Genomic DNA, 13,302 nt, shown 5'->3' with positions numbered 1-13,302 from the left:
TGCAAGTTACATATAAATTATTTACTATAGTTTTTATTTCCCATTATTTTATGTTTTAAATCATAATTATATATATTTTGTTTGAGATTTATGTAAATAGTTTGGATTTAATAATAACCTCTTTACCAAACGATAGCAATTATAACATAAAAAAATAAGACTGGGACATAATTACATGTCTCAGCCTCATTTGTAATATAGATTAAATTATTTTGCTCGGTTAGATGTACCAAACTCTTTAATTTTACCAATAACTGTTGCTTTGATTGCTTCACGTGCTGGTCCTAAATATTTACGAGGATCATATACTTCTTTATCTTTGTCTAAAGCTTCACGTACTGCTTTAGCAGAAGTGATTTGGTTTTCTGTATTAACGTTAATTTTTGCTGTGCCGAAAGGAATAGCTTTTTGGATATCTGTAGTTGGGATACCAGTACCACCGTGTAATACTAACGGTAATCCTGTAGAAGCACCAATTTCTTCCATTTCTTTAAATCCTAATTTAGGTTCACCTTTATATGGTCCGTGTACTGAACCTAATGCTGGTGCTAATGTATCAATGCCTGTTCTTTCAACAAGTTCTTGACACTCTTTAGGATCTGCATAGATAACACCTTCAGCGATAATATCGTCTTCTTGTCCACCTACAGTACCTAATTCAGCTTCAACTGATACGCCATGTTCATGCGCATATTCAACCACTTTTGAAGTGATTTCAACGTTGTCTTCAAATGAACCATGAGAAGCATCGATCATTACTGATGTAAATCCAGCATCAATTGCTTCTTTACATTTTTCAAAGCTTGAACCGTGGTCTAAGTGGATTGCAACAGGGACAGTGATTTCTTTGTCGTGCATTAACCCTTCAACCATTTTAACTACCGTGTAGAAACCACCCATATAGCGAGCAGCACCTTCAGATACACCTAAAATAACTGGAGCATTCTCTTCTTGTGAAGCTTCTAAGATAGCTTGTGTAAATTCTAAGTTATTTAAGTTGTATTGACCAACTGCGTAACCATTTTCTTTTGCGTCTATTAACATTTCTTTCATTGAAACTAAAGGCATGAAAGTTCCTCCTTGGTGCTTTAAGCACATATTTTTACAATCTAATTATATCAAAATTAGAAACCTTTTGCATTCTTCTAATCAATTGTAAGCGCTTTTAATTGTTTTTTTCTTTTTAAAACCTTAAAAATAGACCTTTTTCTTCTAATTTTTGTAAATTTGTTATACTATACATCTTATTTTACAGTAATTATAAAAATATAATTATGAAATCGTTTCAATCAAATAACACGAATTTTGAAACCTTTATAAAAAATTCAATTATCGTTAATTTATAATGACATTTAACAATTAAGGATATAAAAAAGACGCATTGCTAACTGTAACTTTTAATTACTTAGCTAACATGCGTCATTTTTATTTTATTTAGATTGTTTATTTTTTAAAGCAGCTTCAATAAACGCTTTGAAAATTGGTTGTGGACGGTTAGGTCTTGATAAAAATTCAGGATGGAATTGACAAGCTACGAAAAAGTCATTTTCAGGAATTTCCACTATTTCAATTAAGCGACCATCAGGGCTCGTACCTGAGAACACCATACCGTTTGCTTCTAATTGTTCTCTGTATTCATTGTTAAATTCATAACGATGACGATGTCTTTCTTCAATATCAGTTTCATTGTAAATTGAGTGTGCTAATGTACCCTCTTTAATATGGCAAGGATAAAGTCCTAAACGTAACGTACCGCCTAAATCTTCAATATCTTTTTGTTCAGGTAGTAAATCAATAATTGGATACGGCGTGTTTGGATCTAATTCTGCTGAATGTGCACCTTCAAGGTTAAGTACATTTCTAGCAAATTCAACCGTTGCTAATTGCATACCTAGACAGATACCAAAGTACGGTACGTTATTTTCACGTGCATATTTAATCGCAGAAATTTTTCCTTCACTTGCACGGAATCCAAATCCACCTGGGACTAAAATACCATCTACATCTGATAATATTTCTGACACATTATCATCTGTCACTTCACTAGAATCAATCCATCTTACTTCAATATCTTTTTTAAATGGATAACCTGCATGTTTTAATGATTCAACAACCGATAAATAAGCATCTTGAAGACTTACATATTTACCAACTAAACCAATTGTCACTTTGCCATCTAAATTATTCACTGTGTCTAGTAAATATTGCCATTCATCTAACTGTGTTTCGTATTTTGGATTAAGTTCTAAACGATCAATCACAATGTTTTCCATATCTTGTTTGCTTAACTGTAAAGGAATTTCATATAGTGATTCTGCATCACGACATTCGATTACACTTGCTTTGTCGATATCACAGAATAAAGCGATTTTATCTTTTAAATCTTGTGTTAATTCATATTCTGTACGAACCACAATCAAATCAGGCTGAATACCTAAACCGCGTAATTCTTTTACACTATGTTGTGTTGGTTTCGTTTTCATTTCTCCAGCAGCTTTAATATACGGTAATAATGTACAGTGTACATACATTACATTTTCGCGACCTAAGTCACTGCGAATTTGTCTAATGGCTTCAATAAATGGTAATGATTCTATATCCCCTGTTGTTCCACCGATTTCAGTAATAACAACATCAGCATTTGTGCTTTCTCCTGCTAAAAGTAAACGTTCTTTAATTTCATTTGTGATATGCGGGATAACTTGTACTGTTCCTCCTAAATAATCACCACGACGTTCTTTCTTCAATACGTGAGAATACACTTTACCAGCTGTAACATTAGAATATTTATTTAAGTTAATATCTATAAATCGTTCATAGTGTCCTAAGTCTAAGTCTGTCTCTGCACCATCATCAGTAACAAAAACTTCACCATGTTGATATGGACTCATCGTTCCAGGATCTACGTTTAAATATGGATCGAATTTTTGGATTGTTACTTTTAGCCCTCTATCTTTTAATAGTCTTCCTAAAGATGCTGCTGTGATACCTTTTCCTAATGAAGAAACAACTCCACCAGTTACAAAAATAAATTTTGTCATGTTCTGCCTCCTAGTTATTAAAACAGTTTTTTCAATCAATACCGATATTGACATCGAATTTTTAAAATCAATTGCTTAATTTTTTGTGTAATAGCGTGTTTTACATATTATAATTATCATTTATTATTTTCATATGTATAAATTATTGCTCTAAGCAATTACCTAATTTCAAAGAATTCATAAATTTTTTATAGTCATTTAAATAAAAAAATCGCTCCCTCTCACATCGTTGTAAGGGGGAGCGTATAATATTTATACACGTCGTCCTAATTAAAGGAGCCCGAATAAAATTTTATCATTTTCACGAGAAAAGTCAATTAAATCTCAAATAATTATTTTTCAGTTTCTTCCTCGGCTTCTTCGTCTTCATCTTCTTCTTCGTCTTCATCATCAAAGTCTTCATCATCTTCATCAATAACAATGCCTTCTTCTTCAACTTCGTCTTCTTTTGGTTCTTCAGGATCATTCAAAGTTTCTTGGTCATCAGTTACAGCTGGGATGTCATCATCGTCATCAGTTTCATCTTCACCAAGTAATTTTAAATTTTTATCTTCTTCTGGGTCATCATCCAATATATCGAATTTTTGAATTGTTGGCGCAATTTTTTCTTCAATATCATCTACTGAATACCAATCACGTAATCCCCAGATATTTTCTCCAACGTTTAAAAAACGACCGTCAGTATTTAAGTCTGTATAGAATTGTACAATTCTATGTTCTACTTCATGGTCTTCATAATGTCCAAGCGCTTTAAATTCATCGATGATATCGTATAAATTCATAGTACTATTTTTTTCATTTAATAGCGTATAGGCCATATCGATAAATGATTTCTCATCAACCATTTCTTTTGTATAATCTTGAATTCTCATTATTTATTCTTCCTTTCAAAGGCATTTATCCAAATCCGTACTAAGTTCATCTTAAGTAATAATAACAAATGTAAATTATAAATGACAATTTGTGATTTCGCAATCTCTATTAATAATTTATATGCTTTTCAAATACTTTAAAATCATCCGCAGACTCGATTTCAACAAAGTTACTATTGATACATAACGGTTTTAATTCATTATTCTCACCATATAGTGTAATTGTCAACAGACTGACATCATCAAAATACTTTCTGATATATGTAGAAAGTTGTCTCAAAGCACTTTCCGCAATACCATTGTGTCTTTCTGATTTATTAACCTCTACAGAAGAAATATTCATACGTTGTTCATGTTTTTCTACTGCAATAAATCCTACTTTGTTTCCATCTTTAAATAAATCAATAATATGAATGTTGAACGGCACATCTTCCGTATTTGGCTTTAATTTCAATGATGATACATGGTTTGAATCTAAGTCTAAATAATATAATCTTTCTTTTCCTAGTGGTCCTTCTTCTTTAGTTGCAGTGTGCATGAAACCTGCACGTTCATAAACATTCCAAGCACTCTCATTTTCCGCATCAACGACTAAATATAAGTGGTTGAAATCTGGAAATAAAGATTGAACATATTGTGGAAGATACATCATCATTTTAGTACCATAACCATAACCTTGAAAATTTTGGTTAACAGATAGTGATCTAACATAAATCACTTGTTTTGGTGTATCGTAGCCTTCATGTTGATAATACTGATGCAAAACGAAAAATCCTACAACTTCCCCTTTTTTATTTAATGCGATGTTTGCAATTCTATCTTTATCGTGCAACGCATCTTCTAAAACATCACTCGGCAAAGATGAATAAATTTGTTGGCGCTCATTCAATTTAAAATTATAAAGTGCATCTTTATATTTATCTTCATACACTTGAACTGTAATTCCTTCAAATTGTTTTTTAATAAACATATCCTATCCCCTATTTAAAACTTAGTAATTATTTATTAATACCACTTTCTAACTAATTATAACCTATATTAAACCGTTTAGTTTAAAAAGCAATTCATGAGCCAATTCACACCAAATTGATCTTTAACTTGACCATGCATAGCATTGAAAAATGTTTTTTCAAGCGGCATATGTGGTTCACCAAATTTACTCAAAGCGTTATATACTTGTTGTTGCACTTCTAAATCGTCAAAGGTCAAAATAATATTAGTATTATCATTATGCCATTCTTTTCCGTATGTACTTGATATATGTAATATCACTGTTGCATTCACATGCAATTCTGTATGCAGTCGTCGTCCATTTGTTTCGTTTAATATTTTTTCTTCTCCACCAAACGCATTTTTATAAAAATTCACAGCTTCATCAACGTCGTCTACTTTAATAAACGGACTTAATTGCATCATAAAAGAACGCTCCTTTTAATTTCATATTTGATTTTCCCCTATTTTATTATAATATTAGTTATAATGTAAATTTATTTGGGGGGAAATAGAGATGAAGATTGGCATTGATGCTGGTGGAACTCTAATTAAGATAGTTCAAGACAATAACGGGGAACGTGTATACACAACAAAATCAACTACTGAAATTGATGATGTTATCTCATGGTTAAATCAACAAAATTGTGAAAGCATTAGTTTAACTGGTGGACAGGCTGCATTAATACAAGAACACTTGACTTGTCCTTCGCGTATTTTTGTCGAATTTGATGCGGCTGCAAAAGGTTTAGAAATACTTTTAGTAGAACAAGAGCACTTATTAGATGATTACATCTTTACTAACGTCGGTACCGGCACTTCATTACACTTTTCAGACGGTAATCATCAACAACGTGTAGGTGGCGTTGGCGCAGGTGGTGGAATGATTCAAGGGCTTGGATATTTATTAACTGGTATTAAAGATTATAAACAATTAACTGATACAGCTCAAAATGGAAATAGAGAGATTATTGACTTGAAAGTTAAACATATTTATAAGGACAGTGAACCACCTATCTCAGGTGACCTTACAGCAGCAAACTTTGGCCATGTCCTACATAATTTGGATGCCAATTTTACAGATGCTGATAAATTAGCATCTGTTATAGGTGTTGTTGGGGAAGTTATTACCACAATGTCTATTACTGTTGCTAGAGAAAATAATACTGAAAATGTCGCTTATATTGGTTCATCTTTTCATAATAATGATTTATTAAAAAAAGTTGTTACAGACTATACAATACTTCGCGGGTTTAAACCTTATTATATTGAACATGGTGCATTCTCTGGTGCATTAGGTGCAATTCATTTATAAATATCAACATGAAAAAAGCAGTTTTCTACGTTTTTCAGTAGAAAACTGCTTTTACTAGTAATTCAAAATACAAATGTCCCAAATTTCTATCTATAGTTTCAAAACAACTCATCATAATTAATCATTATTCAAATAATATAAAAACAAAATACTAGCGCATTGAAACGCATTTAGAAATAATTAAAATGTAAGTTGGTCAATCACTTTTTGAGCAGATACAACTGTGCCTACAACACCCGATTTCAAGTCTATTGCTACAGCTTTATCATCATCTCGTAAATTATCTAACCATTCAGCGAATACTTCACCTTCGATTTCGATAATTTCACATTCTTCAAAGTCTTCGTTCCTTACCTTTTCAGCTCTACTTTTAATGCTCCAAACAGGCATGATTTGTGGTCTTTGATGTTCATCATCACTAATCAATATAAAATGCTTTTCTTTTTGATTAGATAAACCAAAGACTGCGTCCTCTTTAGCAACATCGTTTACAAATTCTTTCAAACGAATATTGTCTAAATCAGACATTAACTCATTTGTAATTTCTACAATATTAATCAATTCGCCATCTGTAGTACCAGTAGCATCAATGAGTACTTCTTCGCCTTCTTCAAATAAGTTATCCATTTCGTATGTTACAAAACGGTCTATATCAATTTTCTTTATATTGCTGTAGTCAATATTAAGCTTCTTCAAAAATGTTTCCGCTTTAGATTTTTCCGACCACGCACATACTACATTTTTTCCCAATACTTCATGTCTAATTAATTCTTTTGATTTTGTAGCTACGTAAAAGACTTCATTGACTAAAATTTCTTGGAAAAATGAATTTTGTTTATAAGACATCATAGCACCTTCAATTCATTTATAATATTTACCCATACTTAAAATATAAATGACTCTTATACTCTAGTCAATTAACGTCTAATGTAATTTACTAGAGAGATTCATTATATTTGTGAGTAATTGTTCTATTCTTCTTCTAAATCATTTAAAAATTGTTGCTCCATTTTCTCCACATATGATTTGTTTTCCCCATGCCATATGCAACCAAACCTTGATTTAACAACTTCATTATCAAACCAATCCCCATCATAATAAGATAACGGAAATAATACACCCTTATTTACATACTTCATAATTGTGTTGAAAAATTTTGAATTATCTACATGTGATAAATAACTATAAAATTTATGATAACCTTCTTGAAGAAACGGTTCTAGCAATAACATACTTGTTGAGCCATTCTGTCTAAAATTCAAATCTATCGCAAAAATGTCATCGTTGCTATCTACCAAAAGGTCAAAACCAGCTATTCCAAAATATCCTTTCGAAACGCCGACTTCCATAATCTCTTTACCCGCTTGAATTACAGCATCAGGCACATCTTGTACATTTTCGTTTCCATTATAATATCCATATTTATTGGTTAACTGTTCAGAAGTCCCAATATAACGCACACCAGTATACTTCGAATATGCATATTGAACACAATAATTTGCAACTGCTTCTACTTTTTGTTCGATAATCATCGTATCTGTTTCGTTTTTAGCATTTTCAATACGCAATTTTGCTTGTTCTAAATCAGCATCATTATAACAAATCATCACACCATATCCACCTGCTGTTGGTAGGTCGTCTCCAGGTTTCAATACAAATGGATACTCCCATTTTGCTACAGTTTCTACAAAATTATCTATATCAACAACTTCTCTTGTAGGTAGATATTTATAGTTCGTCCATTCTGGTATACGTGCTTTATTATTTAAAGCTACAAAAATATCCTTATCCAATGCATAATACTTTTTATTCAAAATATCTTCACCATGAATGTATTGAAAGTAAACTTTTTTATAATCATGTGCCAAATCTTGTATCAATTGTTCATAGCTACTTTGATCTTGAAATTTAAGCGTATTGGTTGGCATAGCTTTACCAATTGCTTCAAATAGCATTTTTAATTTATCAGTTACACTTGCTTCGTGTACGATTACAGGCATCTCATTAGCAATAATCAGCTCTCTACCAGTCAAAAAATTAGATTGATGTACTTCGGGTTCCAACCAAGGATTCGATATATAAGACGGTCTAGAAGTATAAACAATATGTGAATCGTAAAGATCACTAAGTGTTAATGTAGGTCTTAGAGAGCTATGATTTGTCATTTTTTGTGCCCCTTTGTATATTGATATTGTTCGATGATTTCTTCAAACAATGGTTTATTTTCTATAAGTTCTTGCCCCATTAAAGCGAGAATTTTCGCACCTCTAATTAATGCTTGATCACCATGGGTACTACCTGCTGCTTCACGGAAACGATGTGTATGACCAACTAAATTTCGTGAACCAATTTTGATATGAGGATGAATCGTTGGTATACAATGACTGACATTCCCAGTATCTGTAGAACCATATCCAAAATCATCATCTATAACTGCTTCACCCATTTCAGTGGCATGTTTCGCAAATAAGTCATCTAATTTAGACGTTTTAATAAATTCATTAACCCCATTTTGTATTGGTCCAAATTCAAAGTCACAATCTGTTTGTAATGCTGCACCTTTTGCTATCTGTCCAACCCGCTCAGTCAAAACATCTAGCTCTTTTCGAGACGTAGCCCTCGTATAAAAACGCGCATGTGTAAAATCAGGTATAATATTCGCTGCTTTACCACCATCAAGTATCACACCATGCACACGTTGGCGTCTTTTAATGTGTTGTCTTAATTGCGCTATCCCATTAAAATAAGAAATCATCGCATCTAAAGCATTTCTCGCTTCATCTGCGTTTTCAGATGCATGCGTACTTTTACCATAAAATTTTATATCTAAAACATCGACAGCCAATGTATCAATCGTTCGATATGTTTCATTTCCAGGGTGGACCATGAGTGCAATATCCAACTCATCTATAACACCTGCTTTAACATAAGTCGCTTTAGCACTGCCATTTTCACCGCCTTCTTCTGCAGGACATCCTAAGACAATAATTTTACCACCAATCTTATCAATCACTTGTTTCAATGCAGTACCCGCTAATACACTCGCAGTACCTATAATATTATGACCACAAGCATGTCCTAAACCTGGCAAAGCATCGTATTCTGCTAAAAATCCAATTGTAGGCCCTTCTATACCTGAGTCATATCGTGCAATAAATCCTGTTGCATGTCCTGCTATATCAGTTTCCACATCAAAATCATGTGCTATTAGATCTTCAATCAAAGTTCTCGAAGCAAAAATCTCTTCATTTCCTAATTCTGGTCTTTGGTGTATCTGATGACTTATTTCTAAGTATTTATGATTTTCATTTTCTATATAATCTAAAATAATTTGTTTTTTCTCCATCGTTTGCACTCTACCTCCTGAATTACCAAAACACTTTCAACTTCCATACACTATGGATTAAGTAATTTTATAGATAACACCACATATCATGCTAAATATTTATATCGTGTTTAATTATTATTTATTCTATCGGGTTTCTCGTCTTCTGTCATTCCTTTTCTGAATTTTAAATAAATTAGTATTTTACCACTTTGTATTTATACCCGTTTCAGAAATTGTAAATACATTGCGGTCTTGTTACAATTAACTTACTTATAATATTAGGAGGATATGACATGCCAAAAATGAACGTTGAAAGCTTCAATTTAGATCATACGATAGTATCTGCACCATTTGTCAGACTAGCTGGTAAAATGGAGGGCGCTAACGGTGATGTTATTCATAAATATGATATCCGTTTCAAACAGCCAAACAAAGAGCATATGGAAATGCCTGGTTTACATTCTCTAGAACATTTAATGGCCGAGAATATTAGAAATCATTCAGATAAAGTAGTTGATATTAGCCCAATGGGTTGTCAAACTGGCTTCTATGTTTCATTCATTAACCATGATGATTATGAAGATGTCTTAAACATCATCGAACAAACAATCAATGATGTATTAAACGCTACAGAAGTACCTGCTTGTAATGAAGTACAATGTGGCTGGGCAGCAAGTCATTCTCTTGAAGGCGCTAAAGAAATTGCACAAACTTTCTTAGATCAAAAATCAGTATGGCAAGATATATACGGAGAAAACAAATAATCATACTAACCTATAATTAGCTTAAGATAACTGTGAGTTCATTTATTCCTAACTTAATTATATTGCATAAAAAAGTGGCTGTTAGATTTCCAATAAGGATACTAACAGCCACTTTCTTTATTTAACCGATTATAGCTTACTAATCATTTTTATCATGATAAATTGTAATGGTAAACGGCCATACAAAGCCCATTTAGGTAATTGCTTACCAGCTAGTGGTAAATTTTTACGTGCCATATAAATATTAGCTGGGAAGACAGCCCATAAAAAAGCATTTATCGTTTTTTTCAAACATGTTGAAGGCTGCTTGAATAATAATAATAAACCAAACACGATTTCAAACACACCTGTGATTAAAACTGCGGCTTTTCTAAATGGTAAATATTCAGGTACAATATTTCTGAAATTTTCTTCATCTTTAAAATGAAGCACGCCAGCTACGCTAAAACCAATGCCAAATAAAATTCTAATTATTTTCTTCATTACTCAATGCCCATTTCTTTTAAATAACTTCTTCCGTACTCTGGTAATTTCACATTAAAATTATCAGCAATCGTTGCACCCAGCGAACTAAATGTAGCATCTACCGATAATTCATGATATTCAGCAATTTTCGGACTAAACATTAGAACTGGGATATACTCTCTTGTATGATCTGTACCTTCAGCAGTTGGATCATTACCATGATCAGCAGTGATAATTACTAAATCATCTTCTTGTAAATGCTCGATAAGTTCAGGTAAACGCTCATCAAAATCTTTAATCGCTTGTGCATAACCTGCTTTATCACGACGATGTCCGTATAAGGCATCAAAATCCACAAGATTTAAAAAGCTTAGTCCATTAAAATCACGTTGTACTGTTTCTATTAATTTGTCCATACCGTCCATATTATCTTTTGTACGAACCGCTTCAGTCACACCTTCGCCATCGAAAATGTCATTTATTTTTCCTAAGGCAATGACATCATAGCCACCATCTTGTAATTCATTCATAACTGTTCTGCCAAAAGGTTTTAAAGCATAGTCGTGTCTATTAGATGTCCTTTTAAAGGAACCTGGTTCACCAAGATAAGGTCTGGCAATAATTCTACCAATTAAATATTTTGGATCTTTGGTCAATTCTCTTACTTTTTCACAGATATCATAAAGTTCTTCTAACGGAATAATATCTTCATGGGCAGCAATTTGGAGAACTGGATCAGCTGAAGTGTAGACTATTAAGTCTCCAGTCTTCATTTGATGTTCGCCCCATTCATCTATAATTTGCGTTCCAGAAGCAGGGCGATTAGCTACTACTTTACGACCAGTTATTGACTCAATTTCATCTATCAACTCTTTAGGGAATCCTTCAGGATATACTTTAAAAGGTTGCATGATATTTAAGCCCATAATTTCCCAATGCCCTGTCATTGTATCTTTACCAACAGAGGCTTCACTCATTTTAGTGTAAAAAGCTTGTGGTTTTGCTTCTTTTTCAATTATAGGTAGTGGTTCAATATTACCTAAACCTAATTTTTGAAGATTAGGTAATGACTGATTAAAATCTTCTAACGTGTGTTTTAATGTATGACTGCCTTCATCGTTAAAAGCTTTTGCATCAGGGCCTTCCCCTATGCCTACTGAGTCCATCACAATTAAGTGTACTCGTTTAAATGGTGTAGTCATTATCTCAACTCCTATTCAGTAATAATTTTATGAATCAATGTTGGTTCTGCACCTTGTTCACTTACTGTGATACTTTGGTTCAATTTCTCTATTACATCATCAACGTTTTCGCGATTACTGTGTATTGTTAATAGTGGTTCGCCTTCATCGACTCTGTCGCCTACTTTTTTATGCAGTACAAGACCAACACTTAAATCGATATCATCGTCTTTTGTTTGTCTACCTGCGCCTAACATCATCGAGGCAACGCCCATTTCATTCGCAACAATTTCAGTTACGAAACCAGATGATTCCGCTGGTAATGCGACTTGATATTTGGCTTGTGGTAATTTTGATACGTCGTCTACCACTGAGCCATCTCCATCTTGATTCTCTAAAAATGTTCTGAAACTTTCTAAAGCAGAACCATCTTGTATTGCTTTTTCTAACAATGCACGTGCTTCTTCTAAATCTTTTGCTTTGCCGCCCACTACAACCATTTGTGAACCTAAGGTCATTACAAGTTCAGTTAAGTCTTCAGGACCTTTACCTTGTAGTGTTTCAATTGCTTCTTTTACTTCTAAGGCATTACCTATAGCGTGTCCTAAAGGTTGACCCATATCTGAAATGATAGCCATTGTATTTCTACCTACATTATTACCGATGCTTACCATAGCATGTGCTAAAGCTTCAGCATCTTCAAGCGTCTTCATAAATGCGCCATTACCTGTCTTAACATCAAGCACAATTGCATCAGCACCTGCTGCAATTTTTTTACTCATAATTGATGAAGCGATAAGTGGAATAGAATTTACTGTACCAGTAACATCACGAAGACCGTACAATTTTTTGTCTGCCGGTGTTAAATTACCAGTTTGCCCAATGACAGCAACTTTAGCTTCATTCACTAACTTAACGAATTTTTCTTCACTGATTTCAACATGGAAACCTTCAACTGATTCTAATTTATCAATCGTTCCGCCTGTATGTCCTAGTCCTCTTCCGCTCATTTTAGCTACAGGTACACCTACAGCTGCAACTAAAGGTGCAAGTACTAATGTAGTTGTATCTCCAACTCCACCAGTAGAATGCTTATCAACTTTAGTACCGTGAATATCTGATAAGTCAATAACGTCACCTGAATTAACCATTGCCATAGTTAACGCAGCTCTTTCTTCATCATTCATATCTTGAAAGAATACAGCCATCGCTAAACTAGAAGCTTGATAATCCGGTATGTCACCATTTGTATAACCAGTTATAAAAAATTCAATTTCCTCTTTCGTAAGTACTTGTCCGTCACGCTTTTTTTCAATAATATCTACCATTCTCATATGAGTTGGCCT

At 33.1% G+C, this 13,302-nt stretch carries 13 protein-coding genes; 2 read left to right on the top strand and 11 right to left on the bottom strand.

All coding sequences use genetic code 11. From position 1 onward, the window contains the following. Positions 1-207: 207 nt before the first annotated feature. The 5 genes from fdaB to MHB47_RS04190 form a co-directional block, all read right to left on the bottom strand. The gene (gene fdaB, locus MHB47_RS04210; protein WP_002507059.1) at positions 208-1,068 is read right to left on the bottom strand and encodes a class IIb fructose-bisphosphate aldolase FdaB; all 861 of its coding nucleotides are present in this window, start codon (positions 1,066-1,068) and stop codon (positions 208-210) included. A gap of 362 nt (positions 1,069-1,430) precedes the next feature. Beyond that, positions 1,431-3,041 (bottom strand): CTP synthase, encoded by a 1,611-nt coding sequence (locus tag MHB47_RS04205; RefSeq protein WP_340755318.1) that lies wholly within the window; start codon positions 3,039-3,041, stop codon positions 1,431-1,433. Between the two features lie 332 nt (positions 3,042-3,373). Further along, a complete protein-coding gene (gene rpoE, locus MHB47_RS04200) occupies positions 3,374-3,913 on the bottom strand; it encodes a DNA-directed RNA polymerase subunit delta (RefSeq protein ID WP_002507057.1) in 540 nt (179 codons plus the stop codon). Positions 3,914-4,022: 109 nt separating this feature from the next. Continuing rightward, positions 4,023-4,883, bottom strand: coding sequence for a GNAT family N-acetyltransferase (locus tag MHB47_RS04195; protein ID WP_021339787.1), 861 nt, complete (start codon positions 4,881-4,883; stop codon positions 4,023-4,025). A gap of 77 nt (positions 4,884-4,960) precedes the next feature. Continuing rightward, positions 4,961-5,329, bottom strand: coding sequence for a VOC family protein (locus MHB47_RS04190; protein ID WP_340755316.1), 369 nt, complete (start codon positions 5,327-5,329; stop codon positions 4,961-4,963). A gap of 91 nt (positions 5,330-5,420) precedes the next feature. Between MHB47_RS04190 and coaW the strand changes: the two genes are divergently transcribed. After that, entirely contained in the window at positions 5,421-6,218 is a 798-nt protein-coding gene (gene coaW, locus MHB47_RS04185) for a type II pantothenate kinase (RefSeq protein WP_340755314.1), read from the top strand. Positions 6,219-6,398: 180 nt separating this feature from the next. On the opposite strand, the gene MHB47_RS04180 is transcribed toward coaW, so the two are convergent. The 3 genes from MHB47_RS04180 to MHB47_RS04170 all read right to left on the bottom strand — a co-directional run bounded on the left by MHB47_RS04180 (position 6,399) and on the right by MHB47_RS04170 (position 9,564). After that, the gene (locus MHB47_RS04180) at positions 6,399-7,064 is read right to left on the bottom strand and encodes a DUF2750 domain-containing protein (RefSeq protein ID WP_021339789.1); all 666 of its coding nucleotides are present in this window, start codon (positions 7,062-7,064) and stop codon (positions 6,399-6,401) included. 125 nt (positions 7,065-7,189) lie between these two features. Beyond that, the gene (gene ldmS / locus MHB47_RS04175; protein ID WP_340755312.1) at positions 7,190-8,383 is read right to left on the bottom strand and encodes an L-aspartate--L-methionine ligase LdmS; all 1,194 of its coding nucleotides are present in this window, start codon (positions 8,381-8,383) and stop codon (positions 7,190-7,192) included. Further along, positions 8,380-9,564: a M20 family metallopeptidase gene (locus MHB47_RS04170; RefSeq protein ID WP_340755310.1), complete on the bottom strand. Its 1,185-nt coding sequence runs from the start codon at positions 9,562-9,564 to the stop codon at positions 8,380-8,382. The genes ldmS and MHB47_RS04170 overlap by 4 nt, the downstream gene beginning before the upstream one ends. 275 nt (positions 9,565-9,839) lie before the next feature. Here MHB47_RS04170 and MHB47_RS04165 point away from each other — a divergent pair, with 275 nt between their 5' ends. Beyond that, complete coding sequence (locus MHB47_RS04165; protein ID WP_107515129.1) at positions 9,840-10,310, top strand: S-ribosylhomocysteine lyase; 471 nt, start codon at positions 9,840-9,842, stop codon at positions 10,308-10,310. Positions 10,311-10,439: 129 nt separating this feature from the next. Here MHB47_RS04165 and MHB47_RS04160 read toward each other — a convergent pair whose 3' ends face one another. Genes MHB47_RS04160 through MHB47_RS04150 form a run of 3 tightly spaced genes read right to left on the bottom strand, consistent with a single transcriptional unit; the run spans position 10,440 to position 13,290 of the window. Beyond that, positions 10,440-10,793 (bottom strand): DoxX family protein, encoded by a 354-nt coding sequence (locus MHB47_RS04160; RefSeq protein WP_340755308.1) that lies wholly within the window; start codon positions 10,791-10,793, stop codon positions 10,440-10,442. Next, positions 10,793-11,977 carry a phosphopentomutase gene (gene deoB, locus MHB47_RS04155; RefSeq protein ID WP_340755307.1) on the bottom strand — a complete coding sequence of 395 codons (1,185 nt, stop codon included), beginning with the start codon at positions 11,975-11,977 and terminating at the stop codon, positions 10,793-10,795. Before deoB ends, MHB47_RS04160 begins: the two co-directional genes overlap by 1 nt. Before the next feature lie 11 nt (positions 11,978-11,988). Beyond that, complete coding sequence (locus MHB47_RS04150; protein ID WP_021339793.1) at positions 11,989-13,290, bottom strand: pyrimidine-nucleoside phosphorylase; 1,302 nt, start codon at positions 13,288-13,290, stop codon at positions 11,989-11,991. Positions 13,291-13,302 lie beyond the last annotated feature (12 nt).

Origin of the sequence: Staphylococcus sp. FSL K6-3157 (assembly GCF_038005145.1) — a bacterium.
GTDB lineage: Bacteria > Bacillota > Bacilli > Staphylococcales > Staphylococcaceae > Staphylococcus > Staphylococcus equorum.
Note: the sequence above shows the minus strand (reverse complement) of the source record. Positions and strands in the feature narration are given on the sequence as shown.

What these genes read in the sequence shown, in the direction of transcription:
- fdaB (WP_002507059.1), bottom strand. Translation starts at nt 1,068, where the DNA reads ATGCCTTTAGTTTCAATGAAAGAAATGTTAATAGACGCAAAAGAAAAT.
- MHB47_RS04205 (WP_340755318.1), bottom strand. Translation starts at nt 3,041, where the DNA reads ATGACAAAATTTATTTTTGTAACTGGTGGAGTTGTTTCTTCATTAGGA.
- rpoE (WP_002507057.1), bottom strand. Translation starts at nt 3,913, where the DNA reads ATGAGAATTCAAGATTATACAAAAGAAATGGTTGATGAGAAATCATTT.
- MHB47_RS04195 (WP_021339787.1), bottom strand. Translation starts at nt 4,883, where the DNA reads ATGTTTATTAAAAAACAATTTGAAGGAATTACAGTTCAAGTGTATGAA.
- MHB47_RS04190 (WP_340755316.1), bottom strand. Translation starts at nt 5,329, where the DNA reads ATGATGCAATTAAGTCCGTTTATTAAAGTAGACGACGTTGATGAAGCT.
- coaW (WP_340755314.1), top strand. Translation starts at nt 5,421, where the DNA reads ATGAAGATTGGCATTGATGCTGGTGGAACTCTAATTAAGATAGTTCAA.
- MHB47_RS04180 (WP_021339789.1), bottom strand. Translation starts at nt 7,064, where the DNA reads ATGTCTTATAAACAAAATTCATTTTTCCAAGAAATTTTAGTCAATGAA.
- ldmS (WP_340755312.1), bottom strand. Translation starts at nt 8,383, where the DNA reads ATGACAAATCATAGCTCTCTAAGACCTACATTAACACTTAGTGATCTT.
- MHB47_RS04170 (WP_340755310.1), bottom strand. Translation starts at nt 9,564, where the DNA reads ATGGAGAAAAAACAAATTATTTTAGATTATATAGAAAATGAAAATCAT.
- MHB47_RS04165 (WP_107515129.1), top strand. Translation starts at nt 9,840, where the DNA reads ATGCCAAAAATGAACGTTGAAAGCTTCAATTTAGATCATACGATAGTA.
- MHB47_RS04160 (WP_340755308.1), bottom strand. Translation starts at nt 10,793, where the DNA reads ATGAAGAAAATAATTAGAATTTTATTTGGCATTGGTTTTAGCGTAGCT.
- deoB (WP_340755307.1), bottom strand. Translation starts at nt 11,977, where the DNA reads ATGACTACACCATTTAAACGAGTACACTTAATTGTGATGGACTCAGTA.
- MHB47_RS04150 (WP_021339793.1), bottom strand. Translation starts at nt 13,290, where the DNA reads ATGAGAATGGTAGATATTATTGAAAAAAAGCGTGACGGACAAGTACTT.